The sequence below is a fragment of the Streptomyces coeruleofuscus genome, from assembly GCF_039532725.1.
In the GTDB taxonomy this organism is placed as follows: Bacteria; Actinomycetota; Actinomycetes; order Streptomycetales; family Streptomycetaceae; genus Streptomyces; species Streptomyces coeruleofuscus.
The window spans coordinates 273,039-298,462 of record NZ_BAAASE010000007.1 but is presented as its reverse complement, the minus strand read 5'-3'; the positions used below and the strand labels follow the sequence as shown (position 1 = coordinate 298,462).

The window sequence follows — 25,424 nt, the reverse complement described above, 5'->3', positions numbered from 1 at the left end:
GCGGATCAGTCCTGGTACGCCTTGGCCGCCGCGGCCTCCAGCTTCGCCGCGGTGCCCTTCGGGTCGGACGGGTCGCGCAGGAAGTCCTGGAGCAGCTTCCACTCGCCGGTGCCCTTGGTGCCGCCGAAGGACGCCGGGGCCTGGTCGGACATGTCGAAGCGGACCGAGTCCCCGGCGTCGACGAGGGACTTGGCGGTGGCGCGGGTGACGTCGTCGCCGTAGGAGGCGAGGTCGAGCTTCTTGTTCGGGGAGAGGAAGCCGCCCGCCTCCGCCCACACGGCCGAGGCCTCCGGGGTCGCCAGGAACTCCAGGAGGGCCTGGGCGGCCTTCTGGTTCTTGCCGTCCTTGAGGACGACGGCCGCGTCACCGCCGCTGACGACCGGCGCCTCGCCACCGGCGACCGCCGGGAACGGGAAGAAGTTGGCGTCCTCGCCGACCTTCTTGCCGAACTGGTCCTTGGCGACACCGGCGACGAAGTCGCCCTCGTAGACCATGCCGGCCTCGGGTTCCGGCCCGAAGACCTTCTCCACCGAGCCGGGGAAGTCGGTGTTCAGGGCGCCCTTCTGGCCGCCGGCGATGAGCTGCTTGTCCTTGAAGAGCTTGCCGAGCGTGGTGAGCGCGTCGACGACGGACGCGTCGGTCCACTTCAGCTTGTGCGCGGCGAGGGCGTCGTACTTCTCGGGTCCGGCCTGGGAGAGGTAGACGTTCTCGAACCAGTCGGTGAGGGTCCAGCCGTCCTGCCCGGCGACGGAGAACGCGGCGAGACCGGAGTCGGACACGGTCTGCCCGGCCTTCAGCATCTCGTCGTAGGTCTTCGGGGGCTTGACCCCGGCCTGGGCGAGGGCGTCGGGGCTGTACCAGACGGTCGACTTGTGGGCGGCCTTGAAGTACAGGCCGTAGAGGGTGCCGTCGACGCTGCCGTACTCCTTCCACACGGGGGCGTAGTCTGCGTCCACGGACTGCTCGGTCTTCTTCGACAGCGGCTTGAGCCAGCCCTTCTGGGCGAACTGCTTGAGCACGCCGACCTGCGGGACCATCACGACGTCGGGGGCGTTGCCGCCCTCGATCTTGCTGCCGACGACGGTGGAGACGTTGTCGCCGGTGGACACGAACTGCGTCTTGGCGCCGGTCTTCTCGGTGAAGGCGTCCAGCACCTTCTGGAAGTTCTTCTGCTCGGTGCCGGACCAGACACCGGCCACGGTGATGCTCTGGCCGTCGAGCGCCTTGTCGCCGCCGCCGGCCGCGACGGGGCCGCCGCCGCAGGCGGTCGCGCCGAGCGCCAGGACGAGGGCGGTGCAGCCGGTGAGCAGGGTGGTACGTCGTCGCATCATCGTTGATGTCCCTTCGGGGAATTGACTTGCGGGGTTGACTTGCGGGCGTTCAGGAACGGATCCACCAGGCGGCCGTCGAGCCGGAGAGCACTCCGGGCGCGCAGGGGCCGCTGGCGAGCAGGGGGGTGCCGGAGACCGGCGCGGGGGTGGGGGCCGTACCGAAGTTGACGGCGCACACCAGGTCGTCACCGCGGGTGAAGGCCAGGACGCCGGGCGGGGAGTCCAGCCAGCGCAGTGTGCCCTCACCCAACTGGGGTAGAGCGGCGCGCAGTTGGAGGCCGTCGCGGTACAGGTGCCAGAAGGAGCGGGTGTCGGCGAGGGCCCGGTCGGTGGCGTACTCGGCGAAGTACTCCGGCTGGGGCAGCCACGGCTTGGCGCTCTCCTCACCGGAGGTGAAGCCGAACGGCGAGGCCTGCCCCGACCAGGGCAGCGGCACCCGGCAGCCGTCGCGGATGCGGGCCCGGCTGCCGGTGCGGCGGAAGATCGGGTCGGTGAGCACGTCGTCGGGCAGGTCCACGACCTCGGGCAGGCCGAGCTCCTCGCCCTGGTAGATGTAAGCGGCTCCCGGCAGGGCCAGCATCAGCAGCGCGGCGGCACGGGCGCGGGCGGCTCCGAGTCCGCTGCCCTCGGTGGCGGGTTCGCCGTAGCGGGTGACGGTGCGGACCTGGTCGTGGTTGTTGAGGACCCAGGTGACCGTCGAGCCGGTGCCGGCGATGTCCTGCATGGCCTCGGAGATGACCTTCTGGAAGGCGTCCGGGTCCCAGGGGGCGCTGAGCAGGTCGAAGAAGAATGCCTGGTGCAGTTCGTCCGGGCGGACGTACTGGGCGTGCTCTCGGGCGGTCGGGACGGAGACCTCGCCGACGAGGAGGCGTTCGCAGCCGTCGCGCTCGGTGTACTCCTCGCATATGGAGCGCCAGCGGCGCCACACGTCGTGGACCTCGGGCTGGTTCCAGGCGAGCGGGTTGACCGAGTCGCGGGTGCGGGCGTCGGCCTCCGGGTCGTCCGAGTCGGGCAGCTCCGGGTGCTTGAAGAGCCCGGCCGCGACGTCGATGCGGAAGCCGTCGATGCCCCGGTCCAGCCAGAAGCGGAGGATCCGGTCGAACTCGGCGGCGATCTCCGGGTTGCGCCAGTTCCAGTCGGGCTGCTCGGGCGCGAACATGTGCAGGTACCACTGGCCGGGCCGTCCGTCCGGCTCGGTCACCCGGCTCCAGGCGGGGCCGCCGAACATGGAGTGCCAGTTGTTCGGCGGCTCGGCACCGTCCGGGCCGCGGCCGTCGGCGAAGTGGAAGCGGGCGCGGGCCGCGCTGCCGGGCGGGGCCGCGAGCGCCTCGCGGAACCAGGGATGCTCGCTGGAGCAGTGGTTCGGGACGATGTCGAGCAGCACCTTGATGCCGAGCCGCCGCGCGGCGCCCACCAGCAGGTCGAACTCGTCGAGGTCGCCGAAGAGCGGGTCGACGTCGCAGTAGTCGGCCACGTCGTAGCCGTGGTCGTGCTGCGGCGAGGGATAGAAGGGGCTCAGCCAGATCCCGTCGACGCCGAGCTTCTTCAGATAGGGCAGCCCGGCCCGGACTCCGGCGAGATCGCCGACGCCGTCGCCGGTGCTGTCCAGGAAGCTGCGGACGTACACCTGATAGATCACTGCGTCACGCCACCAGTGGTGCCTGTTCAACCCATCGACCTGTCTCTGAGGAGGGCAGCGGTTATGCATGCATGTTAAGTAGGCGTGTCGAGAGGGTGTCAATGAAAAGGCAGAAGCTACCGAGGAGTTGATATGGCGGAATCAGGTACCTATCGGACATATCCCGGCCAGATGAGACGTCCGCGTTACCTAACAAGTAAGTAGAAGTACTACCGGCGCGAGATGAGGGCGAGCTCCCGCGCCAGTCGGCGCACCGCCGCCGTGGGCGTCTCGTGCCCGGCCATCGCGTCGTGCACGACGGCCTGCACCACCAGACTGACCTGGTCGTACCGCGGGCTCTTGGGGCGCGGCTCGGCCGTACGCACGCTCTCGCGCAGGGTCGGCAGGTAGGGGAACCGGCGGATGAGCGCGGGATCCTCGTAGAGATCGGCCCGGACGGGCGGCAGCGCGCCGCGCGTGAGGACCTGGCGCTGGACGCGCTCGCTGGTGAGGTAGGCGATCAGATGGGCGGCCGAGTCGGGGTGCCGCGCGTGCGCGCTGACGGCCAGGTTGGAGCCGCCGAGGACACTCGTCCCCGGCCCGTCCGGTCCCGGCAGGGGCACGGCGCCGACCTTCCCGGCGACCTCGGAGCCCGGGGCGGAGGCGCCGACGTAGGCGTACGGCCAGTTCCGCAGGAAGAGCAGCCGGCCGTCCTGGAAGGCCTGCTTGGACTCCTCCTCCTTGTACGTCAGCGCTTCCTTCGGGATCCAGCCCTCGCGCACCCCGCGCGCCAGGAAGCCGATGCCCTCGCGGGCCGCCGCCGAGTCGACGGTGACGCGCTCGCCCTCGTCGCCGAGGATCGAGCCGCCCGCCGAGTAGACGGCCTCGGCCGCGTTGACGGTGAGGCCCTCGTACGGCAGGAACTGCCCGGCGTAGCCGTCGAGGCCGTACTTCGGGGCGATGGTCTTCGCGTACCGCTCCAGCTCCGCCCAGGTGCGCGGCGGGTCCACGCCCTCCTTCGCAAGGATGTCCTTGCGGTACAGGAGCAGGCCGGCGTTGGTGACGTACGGGACGGCGTAGAGCTGTCCGTCGTAGGTCGCCGTGTCCACGACCGGCGGGAGGAAGGTCTTCAGGGGGAAGCGGTCGCGGGGCAGCGGCCGGATCCAGCCCGCCGCGGCGAACTCCGAGGTCCAGTTGACGTCGATGTTGAGCACGTCGAACCGGCTGCGGTCGCCGTCACGCAGGTCCGTGGCCATCTGGGCCTGGGTCTCGTCGGCGGAGTCCGGCAGCTCGACGAGGGTCACTTTTTCGCCGGGGTGGGTGCGGTTCCAGCCCTCCAGCAGAGGGCCGAGGTAGCCGGTAAGGTCTCCGGCGGTGGCGAGGGTGAGCGGTCCACGGCCGCCGCCGGCAGGCTCGCCCGCCTGCGCTCCGGCGGCAACGTAACCGGTCAGGACCACGACGAGAACGAGAAGGCCCCTACCCGCGGCATGGATCCACCGCATAGGTTCCTCCCTGTACACCGGCGACGGGCACCTTCGCCCGGAACAGAGGCCATGTATACCTGTTAGGTATGGGCGATACTAGGGCCTGGAGCACATTGGACCGGACAGGAGGACTGCACGCGTGCGCCTGCCCCTCCTGGCCCTCCTCGCCCGCGGACCCGCCCACGGCTACGAGCTCAAGCAGGACCTTGAGCAACTGCTGGGCTCCGCGTACCCTCAGCCGAATGTCGGCCAGATCTATGTGACCCTCGGCCGCCTCGAGAAGTCGGGACTGATCGAGGGCGAGGACGTGGCGCAGTCCAGCCGGCCCAACAAAAAGGTCTACCACCTCACCGACGCCGGGCGGGAGGCGCTGCGCGCCTGGTTCGAGGAGCCCGAGGACGAGCCGCGGGTGCGGGACGAGTTCTTCATGAAGCTGGCGCTCGCTCCGCAGAGCGGTCTCGCCGACCAGATCTCCCTGATCAACCAGCAGCGGCGCCAGTATCTGAACACCATGCGGCAGCTGTCGAAGCTGGCCGCCGCCGAAGACCGCGACAACCGCATCGCCCACCTGTTGATCGAGGGCGCGATGCTGCACCTGCAAGCCGATCTCGACTGGCTGGAGCGGTGCCAGGAAGAGCTGGAGGAACTGGAGTGAGCGACGACCGTCCCGCTCCTGTGCTGCGCGCCGAGGGGCTGGTGAAGACGCACCACGGCGAGGGCGCGCCCGCCCATGCCGTGCGCGGGGTCGACCTGTGCGTACGGCCCGGCGAGTTCGTGGCGATCACCGGCCCGTCCGGTGCCGGGAAGTCGACACTGCTGCATCTGCTCGGCGGCCTCCAGCGGCCGGACGCGGGCAGGATCTGGCTCGACGGCGAGTCCACCGACACCTACAGCGAGGCCCGCTGGGCGGTGGAGCGCCGGAAGCGGATCGGGATCGTCTTCCAGTTCTTCAACCTCGTGTCCAACCTGTCCGTCGCCGACAACGTGGAGCTGCCCGCCCTGCTCGCCGGGACCTCGCCGAAGCGGGCCCGGGCCGAGCGGGAGCAGCTGCTGGCCGAGCTGGGCCTGACGGGCAAGGAGCGCAGCATGCCGGGCGAGCTGTCCGGCGGCGAGCAGCAGCGCGTCGCCCTGGCCCGGGCGCTGGTCAACCATCCCCCGCTGCTGCTGGCCGACGAGCCCGCGGGCAGTCTCGACAGCAAGGGCACCCGCGAGGTGATGCGGCTGCTGACCCGCTTCCACCAGCGCGGCCAGACGATCCTGCTGGTCACCCATGACGCGCGGCTGGCGAGCGCCGCGGACCGGGTGATCAGCTTCTTCGACGGCAGGATCGCCGACGACGCGGAACTCGACGGCGGCACACCACCGCGCCGGGCCGGCATATCCGGTGTGCTGGAACTCAGGGACTGACATGCGGGTGTACGACGGCTGCCCGGTGTCCGGGCCGAGGGGCTGAGGCCCGTGCGAGCCACCCTGCGCTGGGCGCACTCCGATCTGCGCACGCACCGCGGCGAGGCGCTGTTCCTCGTCCTCGCCACCGCGGGCATCGTCGCCTCCCTGCTGCTCGCCACGGCCCTGTTCGGGTACGCCACCAACCCCTGGCAGCGCGTGTTCACGCAGTCGCACGGCGCGCACGTGTGGCTGCACACCGACACCGCCGCCGACACCGGGAAGCTGGCCGAGCTGGACGGCGTCGACTCCGTCGCCGGCCCGTACCCCGCCGCCGCCACCACCGTCGCCTCGCGCGGCAGCCGCGCCGCCGTGGAGCTGCGCGCCACTCCGCAGCCGCCGTCCGTCGGCCGCCCGCCGGTCGTCTCGGGCCACTGGCTGGACCCCGCGACCCCGAACGGTGTGGTCCTGGAGAGCCGCCTCGCCCGCGCACTGCTGGCCGAGCCCGGCGACACCCTCACCGTGCCCGGCACCGCCCGCGAACTGACCGTCGTGGGTCTCGCCGACAGCGCCGAGCCGCGCTACCGGCCCGGTGAGCAGCCGGGCCTGGTGTGGGCGCTGCCGTCGGCCGTGCCGGATCCCGGCGGCCAGGTGATCGGACTGCGGCTGACGGATCCCGGCGACACGTCCTACGTCGTCCAGCGCGCCGTGACCGTACTGGGCGCCGGGGCGATCGGCGAGGTGTCCACCTGGCAGCAGGCCCGGGCCGAGGCGCAGGGCGACAACCGGCTCCTCGGTCAGGTGCTGGGCCTGTTCGGGCTGGGCGCGCTGGTCGCCGCCGGGTTCGCCGTGCACGGGGCCATCGCCACCCGCATCCGCGGCCACCTGCGGGACCTCTCCGTGCTGAAGGCGATCGGCTTCACCCCCGGCCAGGTGGTCCGCATCTTCCTGCTCCAGCACCTCGCCTACGCCCTCCTGGGTGCCGTGGCCGCCGCCGCGCTGGCCGAGGCCCTGGGCAGCCGGATCCCGGGGCGGCTCGGGGACGCGGTCGGGGTGTGGCAGGGGCTGCCCGGGCACACCGTGGCGCTGTTCGTGATCCCGCTGGGCGCGGTGCTGTTCATCGGCGCGACCACCGGGCTGGCCGCCTGGCGGGCGGGACGGGTGCCGCCGGTGCCGGTGCAGCGGCCGACGGCGGCGCTCGGCGGTCGGCTGACCGGAGCGAACACGGGCCGGGCGTTCGGACCGGGCTCCGCGGTGGCTACGCCTGGCACGCAGCCGACCGGGACAGCGGCCCAAGCCCTCCAGCCGGCTGCCGCACCGCCTGTCAGGCGTCTGACCGACGGCCTGCGCCGGGTTCTCGGTCTGCGGCCCGCACCGGCCGCACCTGACCGGCAGCCGACCGGGACAACGAGCCAAGCCCCGCGACCCCAGCCCGCAGCGGCTCCGCCTGGCGGGCGGCCGACCGGCGGGCTGCGCCGGGTCCTCGGGCTGCGGCCCGCGGCTCCCCGGACCGGGCAGCTCTCCGACCTGGCCCGCCGCGCCCTCGGGGCGCGGGTTCCGCCCGCGCTGGTGCTGGGCTGGCACAAGGCGTTCACCCGCCGCCCCCGGTCCCTCGCCACCGTGGCCCGTCTCACGCTGCCGCTGCTGCTGATCGTCGTGGCGATGAGCGCGTGGACCACCATCGACCGCTTCCACAGCACGCCCGAGCAGGTCGGCCTGCCGACCGCCCTCAGCGTCCGCGCCGACGCCGGCCTGAACGAACGGCAGACCCGCGCTCTCCTGGAACGCGACCCGGGGGTGGCCGCCGCCTACCCCGGCGTCGAGACGGCCGCCCTGGTCCCGGGCCAGACGGCGACCATCGCCCTGCGCGGCCTCGGCACCGACCAGGACCCCTACCCGTACACCCTCGCCGAGGGCCGCCCCGCCAGGGGCGCCGACGAGGCCGTGGCCGGGCAGGGCCTGCTCGACCTGCTGGACGTGCGCGTCGGCGACTGGGTGCGGATGACCGTCGGCGACCAGCCGCAGATCCTGCACATCGTGGGCCGCAGCATCGAGCCGGACAACGCCGGCCGGGTCATCTCCACGTCCCTCGACACCCTCCGCGCCAACGACCCGGGCCTCCGCCCGACCCTCTACGAGCTGCGCCTGGACCCCGGTGCCGACCCGCGGGAGGTCGCCGACCGGCTGGCCACGGCCGGACGCGGCCACCTGGACGTGCACACCGTGACCAACCCCGCCGACGGGCTCTCCCCGCTGCGCGCGGTCGTCGCCGGGCTGATCGCCGTCCTCGCCCTCATCGGGCTGATCGAGCTGCTGACGGCGATCGGCGGCACCGTCCGCGAGAGCGAACGGGACCTGCTCGCGCTGAAGGCCATCGGCCTGTCCCCCCGGCAGATCACGGCCGTCACGGTCACCGCCACCGGTTGTACGGCCCTGGCGGCCGTGCTCGCCGCCACCGCCCTGGGCCTGCCGCTCGCCCACTGGCTGATCGACGCCCAGGGCCGGTCGAGCGGCATCGGCGCCGGGATCGCCCGGAGCCCGTCCGCCCCGCTGATGCTGCTGCTCGGGACGGCGGCGGTACTCTGCGCGGCCGCACTGGCCGCCCTGCCCGCGGCCCGCGCGGCCCGCCGCCGGCTCGCGGACACACTGAGCGCGGTCGCCTGACGTCCTGACCGCTCCGGGGGTCAGCCCCCGTAGGGGTGCTGCGGGTTGTACGGCGGCTGCGAGTGCGGGGCGTACGGGTGCTGCGCGCCCGCCGCGTAGGGACGGCCGTAGGGGTTGCCCTGCGGCGGCAGGTACGGCGATCCCGCCGGGGGCATCCCCGGGGACATCGGCGGGACCGGCCCGGGTGCGGGCGCCGGTGCGAGAGTCGCCGGATGGGCCTTCAGCCGGATCCCGTACCGCCGCTTGAGCCGCCCCATCTCCAGCAGCGCGATGGCGGTGACCGTCACCGGAGCGCCCAGGATGAAGACGATCCCCAGGGTGAGGCTCAGCCCGTGCAGATCACCGGTGACGAGGTCCGGGAGGGCCACCAGCCAGCTGGTCACCATGGCGAGCAGCGGCGGCAGACAGCGGTGCGTGGCGGCCGTGCCGAAGAAGTTGCCGGAGACCCGCACCGCCCCGTAGGCCGTGAAGATGAGCATCCACATCATCGTCAGGCCGACCCCGATGATCACGGCGGCGTTCGCCGACCCGTTCACCGTCTGCACCAGACCCAGCAGGGCGGCCACGCACCCGACGAACAGCAGGAGCAGCAGCAGGGAGTTGAGCAGCGGCACCCGCAACTGCCGCACCGTGCCGCCGCGCCGCCAGACCCAGAGCATCGCTCCGACCGTCAACGGCGTGAGGAAGAGCAGGACGACGGAGGCCGTCATCGCGTTCTCCAGCAGCTCCGTGAAGTCGAAGCCGCCCTCGATGAAGGTGTAGACCCCGAGGGACGCGACCGCCCCGGCGATGACCCGGAATTTCTTCAGCCGCTCCACGGACGGATCGAGCGGCTGCGGTATCCACGCGGGGTGGAACACCGCCCGCGCCACGTCCTGGGGCTTCAGGACGGACCGGACCGTCAGCGCGCCGCCTGTCCAACTACCGCGTGTGCGTGCCACTTCGCGCTCCCCCGAGCACTCGCCATGATGATCGTCCGGGAGTCTACGGGAAGCGGAGGGCGGGCCGCCGGGGTGGGCGGAATCAGCACGCCGCCGGGCGGTGGGCGGACAGCACGCTGCCGTCCGCCTCCCGCCCGGTGCTCGTCACTGCCGGCCGCGCAGCTCCCGGTACGTGGCGACCAGGGCCCTGGTCGAGGCATCCAGACCCTCGACCTCGGCGCCCTCGGTCAGCGCGGGCTCGACGCGCCTGGCGAGGACCTTGCCCAGCTCCACGCCCCACTGGTCGAAAGAGTCGATGTCCCACACCGCGCCCTGCACGAACACCTTGTGCTCGTAGAGGGCGACCAACTGGCCGAGGACCGACGGCGTCAGCTCGGGCGCCAGGATCGTGGTCGTCGGGTGATTGCCCTTGAACGTCTTGTGCGGGACCAGCTCCTCCGGCACACCCTCGGCCCGCACCTCCTCCGGGGTCTTGCCGAAGGCGAGCGCCTGCGTCTGGGCGAAGAAGTTGGCCATCAGCAGGTCGTGCTGCGCCTTCAGTTCGCCGCTCAGCTCGGCGACCGGCCGCGCGAAGCCGATGAAGTCCGCCGGAATGAGCTTCGTGCCCTGGTGGATGAGCTGGTAGTAGGCGTGCTGCCCGTTGGTGCCGGGCGTGCCCCACACCACCGGCCCGGTCTGCCACTCCACCTCACGCCCGTCCCGGCCGACGTACTTGCCGTTGGACTCCATGTCGAGCTGCTGGAGGTAGGCGGTGAACTTGGACAGGTAGTGGCTGTAGGGCAGCACCGCGTGCGACTGGGCGTCGTGGAAGTTGCCGTACCAGATGCCCAGCAGGCCCAGCAGCAGCGGCACGTTGGACTCGGCGGGCGCGGTCCGGAAGTGCTCGTCGACGATCCGGAAGCCGTCGAGCATCTCCCGGAAATTGTCCGGTCCGATGGCGATCATCAGGGCCAGACCGATCGCGGAGTCGTACGAGTAGCGGCCGCCGACCCAGTCCCAGAACTCGAACATGTTGGCCGTGTCGATACCGAACTCGGCGACCTTCTCGGCGTTCGTGGACAGGGCGACGAAGTGCTTGGCGACGGCGGCCTCGTCACCGAGCGCGTCCAGCAGCCAGCCGCGCGCGGACGTGGCGTTGGTGACCGTCTCGATGGTGGTGAAGGTCTTGGAGGCGATGACGAACAGCGTCTGGGCCGGGTCCAGGTCCCGCACCGCCTCGTGCAGGTCGGCGCCGTCCACGTTCGACACGAAGCGGACCGTCAGGTCGCGGTCGGTGAAGGCGCGCAGCACCTCGTACGCCATCGCGGGACCCAGGTCGGAGCCGCCGATGCCGACGTTGACCACGTTCCTGATGCGCTCGCCGGTGTGGCCGGTCCACGCGCCGGAGCGGACACGCTCGGCGAAGTCGGCCATCTTGTCGAGCACCGCGTGCACACCCGGCACCACGTTCTCACCGTCGACCTCGACCACCGCGTCCCGCGGCGCCCGCAGCGCGGTGTGCAGCACGGCCCGGTTCTCGGTGCTGTTGATCTTCTCGCCGCGGAACATGGCGTCCCGCAGCCCGAACACATCGGTGGCGGCGGCCAGTTCACGCAGCAGCCGCAGGGTGTCGTCGGTGACGAGGTGCTTGGAGTAGTCGACGTACAGGTCGCCGACCCGGAGGGTGTACGCGGTGCCGCGGCCGGAGTCGGCGGCGAACAGCTCGCGCATCTGGACGTCGCCCAGTTCCTCGCGGTGCTTGGCCAGTGCCGTCCACTCGGGCGTCTGGTTGAGCCTGGTACGGCCGTCTGCGTTCATCTCGGAGTTCAGCCTTCTTTCCTGTCCTGCCTGCGTACCTTGCCCCGCTGCCGGTCCCAACTTAATTGATCAGCGCGTGACATCGGATGCCGTGGCGCCGTCGCCCGGCTCGACAACTTCTACGTTCACGTTGAGCGCGGGTATCAGCGCGATGACGGAGAGGACGAAGAAGGCGGCCGTGAGCAGGGGCGGGGTGTTCGGCCCCCAGGCGGTGGCGACGGCCCCGCCCAGCAGGGCGCCGAGGGGCACCCCGGCGAAGGCCAGGGTCCGGAAGGCCGAGCTGACCCGGCCCAGGAGTGCGGCGGGGCTGCGCTCCTGCATCAGTGTCGTCGTGTTGACGTTCCACACCATGCCCATGAGCCCGAAGACGGCCAGCGCGCCCACCAGCACGGCGAAGCTGCGCACGGTGCCCATGACGACGAGGGCGGCGGTCTGCACCGAGCCGGCGAGCAGCACGGACCGCAGCCGGCCGAGACGCGCGACCACCCGGCCGTTCACCACTCCCCCGGCCAGGCTGCCCAGGGTGAAGGCCGCGCCCGCCGCCGCGTATCCCGCGGGGCCCGCGTCGAGCCAGTCGGTGACGAGGACGACCAGCATGGCGAGCTGGGTGCCCATGCCGATGTTGCACAGGGCGGTCGCGGCGCACAGACCGCGCAGGGCGCCGTCGCGCCACAAGGTGCGCAGCCCCTGAGCGATCTCGCGGCGCAGGGTGCTCCCCGACGACCTGGGCTTCCGGTCGGACTCGGCGGCCGGCAGTGAGGCGATCAGCGCGGCGGCCACCAGGAAGGTCACGGCGTCGGCCGCGAAGGGGACAGCGGCCCCGGCGGCCAGCAGCAGCGGGACTACGGGCCCGCCCAGCAGGCCGCCCGCGATGCGCTGGCCGGTCATCAGCCGGGCATTGGCACTGCCGAGGGCGTCCCGGTCGACCAGGGCGGGCAGCAGCGCCGTGGCGGCGTTGTCGAAGAGGGTCTGGAGGGTGGTCAGAGCGAAGGCCAGCACGATGAGCAGGCCGATCGACGCGTGACCGAGGGCGACGGCCACCGCGAAGGCGGCGACCAGCAGCCCGCGTAAGGCGTCGACCGTCCACATGGCGCGCCGCTGGTCCACGCGGTCGGCGACGGCCCCGCCGAGCAGGCCGAAGACGATCCAGGGCAGGTAGCCGCAGGCCGTGACGGAGGCGATGAGCAGCGGCTCGTCGGTCAGCGTGACGGCGAGCAGAGGCAGTCCGGCCGTGCGCAGCGCGTCACCGAAACTGGACAGCACGGCGGCGCTCCACAGCCGCCCGAAGCCCCCGCGCCACGCGGGCGCGCGCCTGCTCGCCACCTCGACCGTCGCCACTGCTCCCCCTCACGGTTCGCCCGATGCAACAAACCGTAGAGGGCACCACTGACAATCGGTCCGCGAGCGGCCGTCCGCCGGTGCGGAAAGCAGCTCCGGCCGGGCACCTGCTGGTGCCCGGCCGGTCTCGACTCCTAGATCTCGCCCCGCAGTTTGGCGAGCGCCTCGGCGAGGATCGCCTCGCCGTCCGCGTCGCTGCGCCGCTCCCGCACATACGCCAGGTGCGTCTTGTAGGGCTCGGTGCGCGGCGGGTCCGGCGGGTTGTCCCGGTCCTGGCCGGCCGGGAATCCGCAGCGGGGACAGTCCCAGGTTTCGGGCACCTGCGCGTCGCTGGCGAAGCTCGGCTGGGTCTCGTGTCCGTTGGAGCACCAGAAGGAGATGCGCAGCCGCGGCGCGGACTCGCCGCGCTCGGCCTCGCCCATCGGCCCCGCCCCGACCCGGCTTCCCCGGATCGCGTTGCCACTTGCCACGGTCGTAACTCCCTGCGTGATGGTGCCGCGAAGCGAGTCGGCGTTCCGCTTCGCTGCGAGCGCCTCAGTCTACGTAAGGCCCAACGCGCGTCCAGTGATTGGAGTTACAACCCTCACACCTAGACGCAAGCCCCATGATAGGCCGCGCTTTGCCGCGCGTACCGAACATGGGGCCTTACGTACGTATCGCGTGGTTACGTCTTGCGTGCGTACGTATTGCGTGCGGAATGCGGGCCGGTCAGTTGTTCACCTTCATCAGGATGCCGAGCACGATAATGCACGCGAACCAGAGCAGACCGACCACGACGGTGATCCGGTCGAGGTTGCGTTCGGCGACCGAGGAGCCGCCGACGGAGGACTGCATGCCGCCACCGAACATGTCGGAGAGGCCGCCGCCCTTGCCCTTGTGCATCAGCACCAGCAGCATCATCAGCAGGCTGAAGACGATCAGGGCGATCGAGAACCCCAAAACCACGGCTGGACCAACTTCCTCGGATTCGGATGGACGACGCGGGGCCCAGCACAGTGCTGGACCCCGCAAGGGTACGACGGATCGCGCCTACCGCATACTCACTGGTCGCGGAAGCGCACGATCTTGACGAACTCGTCGGCGTCCAGCGAGGCGCCGCCGACCAGGGCGCCGTCGATGTCGGCCTGCGCCATGATCTCGGCGACGTTGCCGGACTTCACGGAGCCGCCGTACTGGATGCGGACCTTGTCGGCCACGTCCTGCGAGTACAGCTCGGCGATCTTGCCGCGGATCGCCGCGCAGACCTCCTGGGCGTCCTCGGCACCGCAGACCTTGCCGGTGCCGATGGCCCAGACCGGCTCGTAGGCGATCACGACGGTCTCGGCCTGCTCGGCGGGGAGGTCCTTCAGACCGCCCTCGACCTGGGCGAGGGTGTGGGAGACGTGGTTGCCCGCCTCGCGGACCTCCAGCTCCTCGCCGACGCACAGGATGGGGGTCAGGCCGTGCTTGTAGGCGGCCTTGACCTTGGCGTTCACCAGCTCGTCGGTCTCGGCGTGGTACTGGCGGCGCTCGCTGTGGCCGATGGCGACGAACGTGCACTTCAGTTTGGCCAGCATGGGGCCGGAGATCTCACCGGTGAAGGCACCGCCGTCGTGGGCCGAGATGTCCTGGGCACCGTACTTGATCTTGAGCTTGTCGCCGTCGACCAGGGTCTGCACGGAGCGCAGGTCGGTGAAGGGCGGCAGGACGGCGACCTCGACGGCCTCGTAGTCCTTGTCGGCCAGGGCGAAGGCGAGCTTCTGGACGTGGGCGATGGCCTCGAGGTGGTTGAGGTTCATCTTCCAGTTGCCCGCCATCAGCGGCGTGCGCGTGCTCATAAGGGTCAGTCCTCCAGTGCGGCGAGGCCGGGGAGCGTCTTGCCCTCGAGGTATTCGAGGGAGGCGCCGCCACCGGTCGAGATGTGGCCGAATGCCGTCTCGTCGAAGCCGAGGGTGCGCACGGCGGCGGCGGAGTCGCCGCCGCCGACCACGGTGAAGCCCTTGGATTCGACGAGGGCCTGGGCGACCGCCTTGGTGCCCTCGGCGTAGTCGGGGTGCTCGAAGACGCCCATGGGCCCGTTCCAGAAGACGGTGGCGGCGTCGGCGAGCTTGGACGCGTACAGCTTGCAGGTCTCGGGCCCGATGTCGAGGCCCATCTGGTCGGCCGGGATGGCGTCCGCGGCGACGGTCGTGGGGTGGGCGGGAGCCTTGGTCTTCAGGTCCGGGAACTCGGTCGCGGTCAGGGCGTCGACGGGCACGACCAGCTCGACGCCGGTCTTCTCGGCCCGCTCGAGGTACTCCTGGACGGCCGGGATCTGGTCCTCCTGGAGGAGGGACTTGCCGACCTCGTAGCCCTTGGCCTTGAGGAAGGTGTAGGCCATGCCGCCGCCGATGAGGATGCGGTCGGCCTTGCCGAGCAGCTGGTCGATGACGGCGAGCTTGTCGGAGACCTTGGCGCCGCCGAGGGCGACGACGTAGGGCCGCTGGAGGTCCTCCGTCAGCTTCTTCAGGACGGCGACCTCCTTGGCGATGAGGTAGCCGGCGGCGTGCGGCAGCCGGGCCGGGAGGTCGTAGACGGAGGCGTGCTTGCGGTGCACGGCCCCGAACCCGTCGCCGATGTAGAGGTCCGCGAGGGCGGCGAGCTGGTCGGCGAAGGCGCCGCGCTCGGCGTCGTCCTTGCTGGTCTCACCGGCGTTGAAGCGCAGGTTCTCGACGACCGCGACCTGGCCGTCGGCGAGGGCGGCGACGGTGGACCGGGCGGACTCGCCGACCGTGTCGGTGGCGAACGGTACGTCCGTGCCGAGGAGTTCACCGAGGCGCGTGGCGGCCGGGGCGAGGGAGAAGGCCGGGTCCGGGGCGCCCTTGGGGCGGCCCAGGTGCGAGGCGACGATCACCCGGGCGCCCGCGTCGGCGAGGGCCTTGACCGTGGGCAGCACGGCGCGGATCCGGCCGTCGTCGGTGATGGTCGTACCGTCCAGCGGCACGTTCAGGTCGGCGCGGACGAAGACCCGCTTGCCGGATACCCCTTCGGAGAGGAGTTCGTCGATCGTCTTCATGAGGGGACTCCTGGAAGAGCTCGTGATCGCTCGAAAGCGCTCGTGATCGAACAGCTCTGATCTGTACGTGAGTCAGGGCTCGGACAGCGCATTCTCGCGCTGCCCGAGCCCTGTTCTCACATGGACGTGCCTGCTCCGGGGATCAGAGCTGGTTGCCGACGAAGACCGTCAGGTCGACGAGGCGGTTGGAGTAGCCCCACTCGTTGTCGTACCAGCCGATGACCTTCACGTTCTTGCCCTCCTGGACCATGGTCAGGGAGGAGTCGAAGGTGCAGGACGCCGGGGCGTTGACGATGTCGGACGAGACGATCGCGTCCTCGGTGTATTCGAGGATGCCCTTCAGCTCGCCCTCGGCGGCCTTCTGGAAGGCGGCGTTGACCTCTTCCTTCGTGACCTCGCGGCTCAGCTCGATGACCAGGTCGGTGACCGAACCGGTCGGGACCGGAACGCGCATGGCCATGCCGTCCAGCTTGCCCTTGAGCTGCGGGAGGACCAGCGCGGTGGCCTTGGCGGCACCCGTGGTGGTCGGGATGATGTTCTCGGCGGCGGCACGGGCGCGGCGCAGGTCCTTGTGCGGGAAGTCCAGGATGCGCTGGTCGTTCGTGTACGCGTGCACCGTCGTCATCAGGCCCTTGACGATGCCGAAGTTCTCGTCGAGGACCTTGGCCATCGGCGCCACGCAGTTGGTGGTGCAGGAGGCGTTGGAGATGACGTGGTGGTTCGCCGGGTCGTACGTGTCCTGGTTGACGCCCATCACGATGGTGACGTCCTCGTCCTTGGCCGGAGCCGAGATGAGGACCTTCTTGGCGCCGCCGGCGATGTGCTTCTCGGCGTCGGCCTTCTTGGTGAAGATGCCGGTCGACTCGATGACGATGTCGACGCCCAGCTCGCCCCAGGGGATGTCGGCGGGGTTGCGCTCGGCGAGGACCTTGATGGTCTTGTCGCCGACGGTGATGGTGTCCTCGGTGTGCGAGACCTCCTGCTTGAGGCGGCCGAGGATGGTGTCGTACTTCAGCAGGTGAGCGGTGGTCGCGGTGTCACCCAGGTCGTTGACAGCCACGATCTCGATGTCTGCACCCTGCTCCAGCAGCGCGCGGAAGTAGTTACGACCGATGCGGCCGAAGCCGTTGATGCCTACGCGGATCGTCACGAACCGATCTCCTCGTTGGTACGCCGGCCATGAAGAGCCGGCGAGCTCTGTTTGGGATGTCCCCGACCGCCTACGACCCTACCTCCCTGAGGCTGCGGTGGTGACATCCAGATGCCCCATACACGGCAGGGCGGTCCGTACCGGCCAGTAGGGGTACGGACCGCCCGACGCCGAGAGCGAGATCACTCGATTTCGCTACTCGGTGTGGTGCCAGTTGACGGGGAGTTCCCGGCTCCCGCGGGGTCACACGTCGAGGGAGGCGAGTGCCTTTCTCATCAGGGCCACCCGGTCGGCCGCGGTGGCGACGTGCTCCAGGCCGAAGCCCAGCAGCACGGTGTCGTCCGTGGTGACCGCTCCATACGTCTGGAACAGGGCCCCGGTGCGGGTCCAGTCCTTCAGGACGGCCGGGCTGCCCGCGGGCGGTCCGGCCGCCTTCCAGGCGCCGAGCGAGGTCTCGAAGCCCTCGGTCTCCTTCGCCGTGCCGCCGACGACGAGCGACGCGTCGTCGGCGAGGACGCCGCGCCCGCCGGTGCCCGGGTCGGTGACATAGCTGATCGAGACCTCGACCGTCTTGCCGGCGTACGCGCTCAGGTCGAATTCCAGCTGGCGCCAGCCGCCGGAGGTGCCGGTGAGGCTGTTCCACGACCCGGTGCCGCCGGTCGCGGTGCAGCCGTCGCCCGACAGGGTCAGGTAGTGCTTCAGCCAGGGATGCTCACGGAGGTAGAAGCCGCCGCCGCACTCGGCCGGGACGGTGGCCTTGGTGGCGCCTCCCTTCTCGGGCAGGGTCGTCCAGTCGTCGGCGCCCGTGGTGTGGGCCTCGACGAGGACGTTGTCGTAGCCGGGCTCGGTGTCCCACATCAGCTGGGTGCGCAGGGTGGGCTTGTCGGCCGCGGCGACGCCGGTGAGGTCCACGGTGCGGGTGAGGCGCTTGTAGGCGTCGTCGGTGTGGACGGCGGCGGCCATCGAGGAGCCCGCGTACGGGCCGTACGGGTTGACCGCGCCGGCGAACTGTCCGGCGCCCCTGCTCGCGAACTGCGGGAACTCGTCGGCGGGCAGTTCGTCGGAGGTGACGCCGTACCGGCCCGCCTTGTCCAGGGGGTTGCCGGGCGCCGCCGTGAGCGGGCCCGTGAAGCCGCCCAGCTCTCCGGAGCCGGTGAAGCCGGTGGCTCCGTCGGCCGAGGCACGGCTGTAGGCGCCCAGGTAGTACTGGCTGAAGTCGTTCGACAGGGTGCCGCCGCCGAGGTCGACGCTGCCGCCGGCCTGCTCGCCGGCCTCGATCAGCCTGCCGCCCTCGTTGAGGTAGGCGCGCAGCTGGAGCTGGGTGGCGTTGCCCGGGACACTCGCTCCCGTGTAGTGGACGACGGTGTCGAAGTGGCTCAGCACGCCCAGTGCGTCCGGCGCGCCGCGCTCGGCGACGTCCCAGACGAGCGCCTTGCGGCCGTTGGCCTTGAGGGCGTCCACGTACTTCTGTGCCTGCGTGGCGGTCGCGCCCTCCTCGGCGACGACGAGGGTGTTCGCCTTGGGCCGTTCGGCGACGGTGTAGGTGAAGCGCTCGCTGGAGACCTTCTTCCCGTTCCTCGTCTCCGCGGTGAACCACACCTCGACCTTGTCGCCGGGATCGCCGTCCTTGACCTTCGCCCGGTACTCGTCGAAGTAGAGGTTGTCCTCACCGCCGTAGGTCTCGCCGCCCTTCCAGGGCTTGAGCGCCATGTCCTCGGTGCGGCCGCCGTTGACGCGGTACTTCAGCTCCTTGTCGCGCAGCGACTTGCGTGCGACGACGGAGACCTCCTGGTCGGCGCCGCGGGAGTGCGACACAGGGAACGCGGCCGGGGTGAAGTCGGCGGCGCTCAGTCCGACCGCCGAGGACGGCCGGTCGGGGTGGGAGGCGGACTCGGCGACGGAGAGCGCGAACGGGACGTTCTTGGCGAACTCCTGCTGGATCAGCTTCTCGTCGTCCGGGAAGGTGAAGATCGACCGGCAGTCGGACGCCTTCCACTCGTCGTTCGGGTCGGCGTTGGAGGCCGACTGACAGGTCGACATCTCCGGGGTGAACATCGCCAGGCCGTTGACGTTCGCCGCGTGGCCGTCGGCCTCGCCGTTGGTGGTGTACAGCTCGGAGGAGACCTGCGGGTGGTAGCCGGGGATCGCGGGGTTCTCGGGCGTACCGGCGAGCGCTTCGTACACGACGTCGTCGGGGGTGTGCGTGGCCACCTGCCAGCCGACTCCGTAGAGGATCAGTTCGGCGGCGGAGTGGTAGTTGACGCCGTACGTGAAGCCGATCCGCTTCTGGAAGGCGTCCAGCGCCTGGGTCTCCGGTTCGGAGTTCGGGCCCGCGCCGCGGTAGGTTTCGCTGGTGGGGTTGGGGGACGAGCCCTCGTCGTCGTAGCCCCACTTGTAGGCGAAGTTGCGGTTGAGGTCGACGCCGTCGCCGGTGCCGATGACGCCGTCGCCGTTGACGTCCCGCAGGTTCTTGCGCCACAGGCGGTTGTCGTCACCGGCGTGGGTGTGGTCGTAGCCGTCGGGGTTGGCCGAGATGACGAACCACAGTTCGGTGGAGTCGACGATCTTCTTGACGCGCCGGTCCTTCTTGTAGTTGTCCAGGTAGTGGTGCATCAGGCGCCGGGTCATCTCCGGCGTGATCCACTCTCGGGCGTGCTGGTTGGACAGGTAGAGGACCGAAGGCCTGGAGCCGTCCTTCGTCTTCTTCGCGCCCTTGGTGAGCTTCAGCGCGAGGATGTCCTGGCCCTTGACCGTCTTGCCGATGGAGACGACCTTGGTGAGGCCGGGGTTCTCCTGCGCGGTCCTGAGGATCTCCTCCTTGATGCCGCCCTTGCCGCCGTACGGGCGGAACACGCCCTCGGCGGCGTTCCCGACGCGGGCCTTCGCCCTGTGGGAGAGGTCGTGCTCGGTGAGGTCGACGCCCTGCTGCCCCAGCTTCTTCGCCTGCTGGTCGGTCAGGAAGACCTCGATGGTGGCCGTGCCCTTCTCGGGCACCTGCTCGCTGAGTTCGTGGCCGTCCTGGCCGGCCGCGAGCAGCAGGGGTACCTGCTCGCGGGTGACGTCGGCGCGGAAGACCTTGACTTCGTCCGGGTCGGACGGGCGTGAACTGTCCGGTTGTGCCTGGGCGATGGGTGCGATGCTCGCTCCGCCGATCAGGAGCGCGCCGACAGCGAGGATCGATCTCGCTCTTCGTCTCATGAACCCCCCTAGCGTGGGTCCGCCACAGCAGCGAACAGATGCCAGGCTCATGACAGTCCATGATCCAGTCAAGGGCGCCTCAGCGACACGCAAAAGCCGGTGCCGGTCACCCAAGTGGGTTCCCGTACCGGCTTTTGACGCTGTGTGGGATCAGCCCACGAGGTTGTCGGCCAGCTCCTCGCTGAGGTTGGCCTCCGTGCCCGGGATGCCCAGGTCGGAGGCGCGCTTGTCGGCCATGGCCAGCAGGCGGCGGATCCGGCCGGCGACGGCGTCCTTGGTCAGCGGCGGGTCGGCGAGCGCGCCCAGCTCCTCCAGGGAGGCCTGCTTGTGCTCCATGCGCAGCCGGCCGGCCGCGGCGAGGTGCTCGGGCACGTCCTCGCCGAGGATCTCCAGCGCGCGCTGCACACGGGCGCCGGCGGCGACGGCCGCGCGGGCCGAGCGGCGCAGGTTGGCGTCGTCGAAGTTGGCGAGCCGGTTCGCCGTGGCCCGCACCTCGCGGCGCATCCGGCGCTCCTCCCAGGCCAGCACCGACTCGTGGGCGCCGAGCCGGGTGAGCAGGGCGCCGATCGCGTCGCCGTCGCGGACGACGACCCGGTCCACGCCGCGCACCTCGCGGGCCTTGGCGGCGATCGACAGGCGGCGGGCGGCGCCGACCAGGGCGAGCGCCGCCTCGGGGCCCGGGCAGGTCACCTCCAGGGAGGAGGAGCGGCCGGGCTCGGTGAGCGAGCCGTGCGCCAGGAAGGCGCCCCGCCAGGCGGCCTCGGCGTCGCAGGTGGCCCCCGAGACCACCTGCGGGGGCAGGCCGCGGATCGGGCGGCCCCGCCCGTCGACCAGGCCGGTCTGGCGGGCCAGCTGGTCACCGCCCGCGACGACGCGCACCACGTAGCGCGAGCCGCGGCGCAGTCCGCCCGGAGCCATCACGATCAGCTCCGAGCTGTGGCCGAAGATCTCCAGGATGTCCCGCTTGAGGCGGCGGGCCGCCATCGCCGTGTCCAGCTCCGCCTCGATCACGATCCGACCGCTCACCAGGTGAAGGCCGCCGGCGAACCGCAGAATGGCGGAGACCTCCGCCTTTCTGCAGCAGGTCCGGGTGACGGGGAGCCGGGAGATCTCGTCCTTCACCGCTGCCGTCATCGCCATGGGCCGATCCTTCCATGCATCCGAAAAATACGGTCGTACGCGGCGGCCAACAGCTCCGGGTCATGCCTCGGGGTCCCGTCGGGCCGGGCCACCGGCGCCAGCTCGACCGCGGCCCCGAACCGTTTGGCGGCATCGGTCAGGGAGGCGCGGTCGGGCACGGCGGCCTCGTCGGCCAGCACCACGTCCAGGGCGAGTTTAGGGGCGTGTCGTCCCAAAACCTCCAAATGACGCTGCGGGGAGAAGCCCTCGGTTTCTCCGGGCTGCGGGGCGAGGTTCAGGGAGAGTACCCGGCGGGCCTTGGTCTGCGTGAGCGCGTCCAGCAGGTCGGGCACCAGCAGGTGCGGGATGACCGAGGAGAACCAGGAGCCGGGGCCGAGCACCACCCAGTCCGCGTCCAGGACGGCCTCGACCGCCTCGGGCACGGCCGGCGGGTCGTGCGGTACGACGTGGACGGACTGCACCTCGCCGGGGGTGAGGGCGACGGTGGCCTGGCCGCGGACCGTGTCCACCTCGTCCGGGCGCGCCGGGTCGTGGCCCTTGACCAGGGCCTGGAGCTCCAGCGGGACGGCGGACATGGGCAGCACGCGCCCCTGCGCGCCGAGCAGCCGCCCGACCAGGTCGAGGGCCTGGACGTGGTCGCCCAGCTGTTCCCACAGGGCGACGATCAGCAGGTTGCCGACCGCGTGTTCGTGCAGGTCACCCTTGGACTGGAAGCGGTGCTGGATGACGCGCGCCCAGGTCTGGCCCCAGTCGTCGTCACCGCACAGCGCGGCCAGTGCCTTGCGCAGGTCGCCGGGCGGCAGCACACCCAGTTCGTCGCGCAGCCGGCCGCTGGAGCCGCCGTCGTCGGCCACGGTGACGACGGCGGTGAGGTCGCCGGTGATCCGGCGCAGCGCGGCGAGCGAGGCGGACAGGCCCATGCCGCCGCCGAGGGCGACGACCTTGGGCTGGGTGCCCCGGCGGCGGGGTCTGCCGCCGCGGGCCTCGGCGGGCCGGCCGCCCCTTGCTTCGGTGCTGCCGTCGGGCACCACCCGGCGCAGCCGGCTCAGCCGCGGAGTACGTCGTGTCATTCGCGTCCCATGTCCCGGTGTACGACCACCGTCTCCACACCCTCGGCGGCGAGCCGGGCGGCGAGCTTCTCCGACATGGCGACCGAGCGGTGCTTGCCGCCCGTGCAGCCCACGGCGATGGTCACGTAGCGCTTGCCCTCCCGGCGGTAGCCGGTGGCGACGAGCTGGAGGAGCTCCGTGTAGCGGTCGAGGAACTCCTTGGCGCCGGGCTGGTTGAAGACGTACCCGGACACCTCCTCGTTGAGGCCCGTGTACGGGCGCAGCTCCGGGACCCAGTGCGGGTTCGGCAGGAAGCGGCAGTCGACGACCAGGTCGGCGTCGACCGGCAGGCCGTACTTGTAGCCGAAGGACATGACCGTGGCCCGCAGCTCCGGCTCCTCCTCGCCGGCGAACTGGGCGTCCATCTTGGCGCGCAGCTCGTGCACGTTGAGGCTGGAGGTGTCGATCACCAGGTCGGCGTCGCCGCGCAGCTCGCGCAGCAGCTCTCGCTCGGCGGCGATGCCGTCGACGATCCGCCCGTCGCCCTGGAGGGGGTGCGGGCGGCGCACCGACTCGAAGCGGCGCACCAGGGCATCGTCGGAGGACTCCAGGAAAACGATCCTCCGGGTGACGTTCTTCGCCTCCAGGTCGGCCAGCGACTCGCGGAGGTTGTCGAAGAAGCGGCGGCCGCGGACGTCGACGACGACGGCGATCCGGGCCACGTTGCCCTGGGAGCGGGCGCCGAGCTCCACCATGGTGGGGATCAGCGCGGGCGGCAGGTTGTCGACGACGAACCAGCCGAGGTCCTCCAGACACTTCGCGGCCGTCGAGCGGCCCGCCCCGGACATACCGGAGATGATCACCAGCTCGGGGATGGCCGCGTCCGGGACTGCGGCCTTGTCGTTGGGCGTGCCCGTACTCACCTGTGCTCCGTCTCCGGCTTGCTCTTCTTGCCCGTGGTGCTCGTTCACATTCATGACTCCTGCCCCCGTCGTTCGTCCGGGGCGCCCGTCCGCACGGGCTCCCCACCGGTACCCATGGTGCCCGGTTCCTCTTCCATGATCTCTCCAGTCGCCGTGTTGACGGCGGGTGCGGCCGGGGCCGCCTGGGCGAGGGCCGCCGCGATCGTCTCGGCGGTCTTGCGGCCTATGCCGGGAACCTCGCAGATCTGGTCGATGGTGGCGGATCGCAGTTTCTTCAACGAACCGAAGTGCTTCAGGAGTGCCTGCTTGCGCGTGTCCCCGAGCCCCGGGACGTCGTCCAGGGGGCTGGACCGGAAGCGCTTGGACCGCTTGGTGCGCTGGTAGGTGATCGCGAAGCGGTGGGCCTCGTCACGGACCCGCTGGAGGAGGTACAGGCCCTCGCTGGTGCGGGGCAGGACCACCGGGTCGTCGTCGCCGGGCAGCCAGACCTCCTCCAGGCGCTTGGCGAGGCCGCACACGGCGATGTCGTCGATCCCGAGGTCGTCCAGGGCCCGCCGGGCGGCCGCGACCTGCGGGGCGCCGCCGTCGACGACCACGAGCTGCGGCGGGTAGGCGAACTTCTTGGGGCGGCCGTCGTCCTCGGTGAGGCTCGTTCCGATGATCTCGCCGGTCTCAGCGGTCTCGCTGCCAGCGACCACGCCGTTCCCAGCGGTCACGCCGTCCTCGGTGGTCGCGCCGTCCTCAGTTGTCGCGCCGTCCGCCCACTCGCCCGTCTTCTCCTTCTCGGCCAGGTAGCGGCGGAAGCGGCGGGTGATCACCTCGTGCATGGAGCGGACGTCGTCCTGTCCGGCGAAGCCCTTGATCTGGAAGCGCCGGTACTCGCTCTTGCGGGCCAGGCCGTCCTCGAAGACGACCATGGAGGCCACCACGTCGTCGCCCTGGAGGTGGGAGATGTCGTAGCACTCGATCCGCAGCGGGGCGCTGTCCAGGTCGAGCGCGTCGGCGATCTCCTCCAGGGCGCGCGAGCGCGTGGTCAGGTCGGAGGCGCGCTTGGTCTTGTGCAGGACGAGCGCCTGCTGGGCGTTGCGCTGCACCGTCTCCATGAGGGCCTTCTTGTCGCCGCGCTGCGGGATGCGCAGGGAGACACCCGAGCCGCGCCGGCCGGTGAGCCACTCCTGGACGGGCTCCACCGGGTCGGGCAGGGCGGGGACGAGGACCTCCTTGGGGACGGCGTCGCCCGTCTCCTCGCCGTACAGCTGCTGGAGGGCGTGCTCCACGAGGGCGCCGGTGGTGATCTCCTCCACCTTGTCGGTGACCCAGCCGCGCTGGCCGCGCACGCGTCCGCCACGTACGTGGAAGATCTGGACGGCCGCCTCCAGTTCGTCCTCGGCGACCGCGATCAGATCGGCGTCGGTCGCGTCGGCGAGCACGACCGCGTTCTTCTCCATGGCCTTCTTCAGGGCCCCGATGTCGTCGCGCAGCCGGGCCGCCCGCTCGTACTCCATCTCCTCGGCCGCCTCGCCCATCTGCTTCTCCAGGCGGCGGATGTACGTGTTCGTGCGGCCGGTCATGAAGTCGCAGAACTCGTCGGCCAGTTCGCGGTGCTCCTCGGCGGAGACCCGGTCCACGCAAGGAGCCGAGCACTTCTCGATGTAACCGAGGAGGCAGGGGCGGCCCGTGCGGGCGGCGTTCTTGAAGACGCCGGCCGAGCAGGTGCGCACGGGGAAGACGCGCAGCAGGAGGTCGACGGTGTCGCGGATCGCCCACGCGTGCGCGTACGGCCCGAAGTAGCGGACGCCCTTTTTTTTGTGACCGCGCATCACCTGCACGCGCGGGAACTCCTCGTTCATCGTCACCGCGAGGTACGGGTAGCTCTTGTCGTCGCGGTACTTGACGTTGAACCGGGGGTCGTACTCCTTGATCCAGGAGTACTCCAGCTGGAGCGCCTCGACCTCCGTGGACACCACCGTCCATTCCACGGACGCGGCCGTGGTGACCATGGAGCGGGTGCGCGGGTGGAGGCCCGCCAGGTCCTGGAAGTAGTTCGCCAGGCGCTGGCGCAGGCTTTTCGCCTTTCCGACGTAGATCACCCGGCGGTGCTCGTCGCGGAACCTGTAGACCCCCGGCGAGTCGGGGATCTCACCCGGTTTGGGGCGGTAGCTGGAGGGGTCGGCCATGTCTCACACCCTACTGGCGAGCACCGACAGTCCGGCGGGGCGGCGGGGCACGATCAGGCTCCGGCGGCGGGCGATTTCCCGTGGCATGTCCCGCACCGTGGTTACGGCAGGCCGGGAGCGGGAATGCAGGCTTCCCATGGAGACACGGCGACGTCCGGCGGACGGAGGCCGTGTGGGTGCAGACACACGTTGTC

Annotated in this window: 19 protein-coding genes; 3 read left to right on the top strand and 16 right to left on the bottom strand. The window is 70.9% G+C overall.

Annotated elements, in window-relative coordinates; genetic code table 11:
* Positions 1-5 precede the first annotated feature (5 nt).
* The 3 genes from ABFX81_RS27625 to ABFX81_RS27615 form a co-directional block, all read right to left on the bottom strand.
* A complete protein-coding gene (locus ABFX81_RS27625) occupies positions 6-1,331 on the bottom strand; it encodes an ABC transporter substrate-binding protein (RefSeq protein ID WP_346138821.1) in 1,326 nt (441 codons plus the stop codon).
* A 49-nt stretch (positions 1,332-1,380) separates the two neighbouring features.
* A complete protein-coding gene (locus ABFX81_RS27620) occupies positions 1,381-3,039 on the bottom strand; it encodes a glycoside hydrolase family 13 protein (protein WP_346138820.1) in 1,659 nt (552 codons plus the stop codon).
* 140 nt (positions 3,040-3,179) lie between these two features.
* Entirely contained in the window at positions 3,180-4,451 is a 1,272-nt protein-coding gene (locus ABFX81_RS27615; protein ID WP_086850268.1) for an extracellular solute-binding protein, read from the bottom strand.
* 121 nt (positions 4,452-4,572) lie between these two features.
* On the opposite strand from ABFX81_RS27615, the gene ABFX81_RS27610 reads away from it, so the two are divergent.
* The 3 genes from ABFX81_RS27610 to ABFX81_RS27600 are packed head-to-tail and all read left to right on the top strand — an operon-like array spanning position 4,573 to position 8,483.
* Entirely contained in the window at positions 4,573-5,088 is a 516-nt protein-coding gene (locus ABFX81_RS27610; protein WP_086561728.1) for a PadR family transcriptional regulator, read from the top strand.
* The gene (locus ABFX81_RS27605) at positions 5,085-5,840 is read left to right on the top strand and encodes an ABC transporter ATP-binding protein (RefSeq protein ID WP_099054619.1); all 756 of its coding nucleotides are present in this window, start codon (positions 5,085-5,087) and stop codon (positions 5,838-5,840) included. The genes ABFX81_RS27610 and ABFX81_RS27605 overlap by 4 nt, the downstream gene beginning before the upstream one ends.
* A 51-nt stretch (positions 5,841-5,891) precedes the next feature.
* Positions 5,892-8,483, top strand: a complete 2,592-nt coding sequence (locus ABFX81_RS27600) for an FtsX-like permease family protein (protein ID WP_086850270.1) — start codon at positions 5,892-5,894, stop codon at positions 8,481-8,483.
* Between the two features lie 20 nt (positions 8,484-8,503).
* Here ABFX81_RS27600 and ABFX81_RS27595 read toward each other — a convergent pair whose 3' ends face one another.
* The 13 genes from ABFX81_RS27595 to uvrC form a co-directional block, all read right to left on the bottom strand.
* Complete coding sequence (locus ABFX81_RS27595) at positions 8,504-9,424, bottom strand: hypothetical protein (protein WP_086850271.1); 921 nt, start codon at positions 9,422-9,424, stop codon at positions 8,504-8,506.
* Between the two features lie 144 nt (positions 9,425-9,568).
* Positions 9,569-11,221, bottom strand: a complete 1,653-nt coding sequence (pgi, locus tag ABFX81_RS27590) for a glucose-6-phosphate isomerase (RefSeq protein WP_086850272.1) — start codon at positions 11,219-11,221, stop codon at positions 9,569-9,571.
* A 69-nt stretch (positions 11,222-11,290) separates the two neighbouring features.
* The gene (locus ABFX81_RS27585) at positions 11,291-12,559 is read right to left on the bottom strand and encodes an MFS transporter (protein WP_086850273.1); all 1,269 of its coding nucleotides are present in this window, start codon (positions 12,557-12,559) and stop codon (positions 11,291-11,293) included.
* Positions 12,560-12,693: 134 nt separating this feature from the next.
* Entirely contained in the window at positions 12,694-13,029 is a 336-nt protein-coding gene (locus tag ABFX81_RS27580; RefSeq protein ID WP_003976875.1) for an RNA polymerase-binding protein RbpA, read from the bottom strand.
* A gap of 238 nt (positions 13,030-13,267) precedes the next feature.
* Positions 13,268-13,504 carry a preprotein translocase subunit SecG gene (gene secG / locus ABFX81_RS27575; RefSeq protein WP_208641567.1) on the bottom strand — a complete coding sequence of 79 codons (237 nt, stop codon included), beginning with the start codon at positions 13,502-13,504 and terminating at the stop codon, positions 13,268-13,270.
* Between the two features lie 95 nt (positions 13,505-13,599).
* Positions 13,600-14,376 carry a triose-phosphate isomerase gene (gene tpiA, locus ABFX81_RS27570; RefSeq protein ID WP_059418257.1) on the bottom strand — a complete coding sequence of 259 codons (777 nt, stop codon included), beginning with the start codon at positions 14,374-14,376 and terminating at the stop codon, positions 13,600-13,602.
* A gap of 5 nt (positions 14,377-14,381) precedes the next feature.
* On the bottom strand, positions 14,382-15,593 hold the full coding sequence (locus tag ABFX81_RS27565) for a phosphoglycerate kinase (RefSeq protein WP_086850274.1): 1,212 nt from the start codon (positions 15,591-15,593) through the stop codon (positions 14,382-14,384).
* 142 nt (positions 15,594-15,735) lie between these two features.
* A complete protein-coding gene (gene gap / locus ABFX81_RS27560; RefSeq protein ID WP_086599366.1) occupies positions 15,736-16,743 on the bottom strand; it encodes a type I glyceraldehyde-3-phosphate dehydrogenase in 1,008 nt (335 codons plus the stop codon).
* 243 nt (positions 16,744-16,986) lie between these two features.
* Positions 16,987-19,941, bottom strand: coding sequence for a M14 family zinc carboxypeptidase (locus tag ABFX81_RS27555; protein WP_086850275.1), 2,955 nt, complete (start codon positions 19,939-19,941; stop codon positions 16,987-16,989).
* A gap of 150 nt (positions 19,942-20,091) precedes the next feature.
* Positions 20,092-21,081 (bottom strand): DNA-binding protein WhiA, encoded by a 990-nt coding sequence (gene whiA, locus ABFX81_RS27550; RefSeq protein ID WP_010039680.1) that lies wholly within the window; start codon positions 21,079-21,081, stop codon positions 20,092-20,094.
* Positions 21,072-22,151, bottom strand: a complete 1,080-nt coding sequence (locus ABFX81_RS27545; protein WP_086850276.1) for a uridine diphosphate-N-acetylglucosamine-binding protein YvcK — start codon at positions 22,149-22,151, stop codon at positions 21,072-21,074. The genes whiA and ABFX81_RS27545 overlap by 10 nt, the downstream gene beginning before the upstream one ends.
* Complete coding sequence (gene rapZ, locus ABFX81_RS27540) at positions 22,148-23,107, bottom strand: RNase adapter RapZ (RefSeq protein WP_346138819.1); 960 nt, start codon at positions 23,105-23,107, stop codon at positions 22,148-22,150. Before rapZ ends, ABFX81_RS27545 begins: the two co-directional genes overlap by 4 nt.
* The gene (uvrC, locus tag ABFX81_RS27535) at positions 23,104-25,230 is read right to left on the bottom strand and encodes an excinuclease ABC subunit UvrC (protein ID WP_086850290.1); all 2,127 of its coding nucleotides are present in this window, start codon (positions 25,228-25,230) and stop codon (positions 23,104-23,106) included. Before uvrC ends, rapZ begins: the two co-directional genes overlap by 4 nt.
* Between the last annotated feature and the right edge of the window lie 194 nt (positions 25,231-25,424).

Coding starts and splice junctions, on each gene's coding strand:
- ABFX81_RS27615 (WP_086850268.1), bottom strand. CDS start 4,451: ATGCGGTGGATCCATGCCGCGGGTAGGGGCCTTCTCGTTCTCGTCGTG.
- ABFX81_RS27545 (WP_086850276.1), bottom strand. CDS start 22,151: ATGACACGACGTACTCCGCGGCTGAGCCGGCTGCGCCGGGTGGTGCCC.
- tpiA (WP_059418257.1), bottom strand. CDS start 14,376: ATGAGCACGCGCACGCCGCTGATGGCGGGCAACTGGAAGATGAACCTC.
- rapZ (WP_346138819.1), bottom strand. CDS start 23,107: ATGAATGTGAACGAGCACCACGGGCAAGAAGAGCAAGCCGGAGACGGA.
- ABFX81_RS27565 (WP_086850274.1), bottom strand. CDS start 15,593: ATGAAGACGATCGACGAACTCCTCTCCGAAGGGGTATCCGGCAAGCGG.
- pgi (WP_086850272.1), bottom strand. CDS start 11,221: ATGAACGCAGACGGCCGTACCAGGCTCAACCAGACGCCCGAGTGGACG.
- whiA (WP_010039680.1), bottom strand. CDS start 21,081: ATGGCGATGACGGCAGCGGTGAAGGACGAGATCTCCCGGCTCCCCGTC.
- ABFX81_RS27620 (WP_346138820.1), bottom strand. CDS start 3,039: ATGCATAACCGCTGCCCTCCTCAGAGACAGGTCGATGGGTTGAACAGG.
- ABFX81_RS27555 (WP_086850275.1), bottom strand. CDS start 19,941: ATGAGACGAAGAGCGAGATCGATCCTCGCTGTCGGCGCGCTCCTGATC.
- uvrC (WP_086850290.1), bottom strand. CDS start 25,230: ATGGCCGACCCCTCCAGCTACCGCCCCAAACCGGGTGAGATCCCCGAC.
- ABFX81_RS27625 (WP_346138821.1), bottom strand. CDS start 1,331: ATGATGCGACGACGTACCACCCTGCTCACCGGCTGCACCGCCCTCGTC.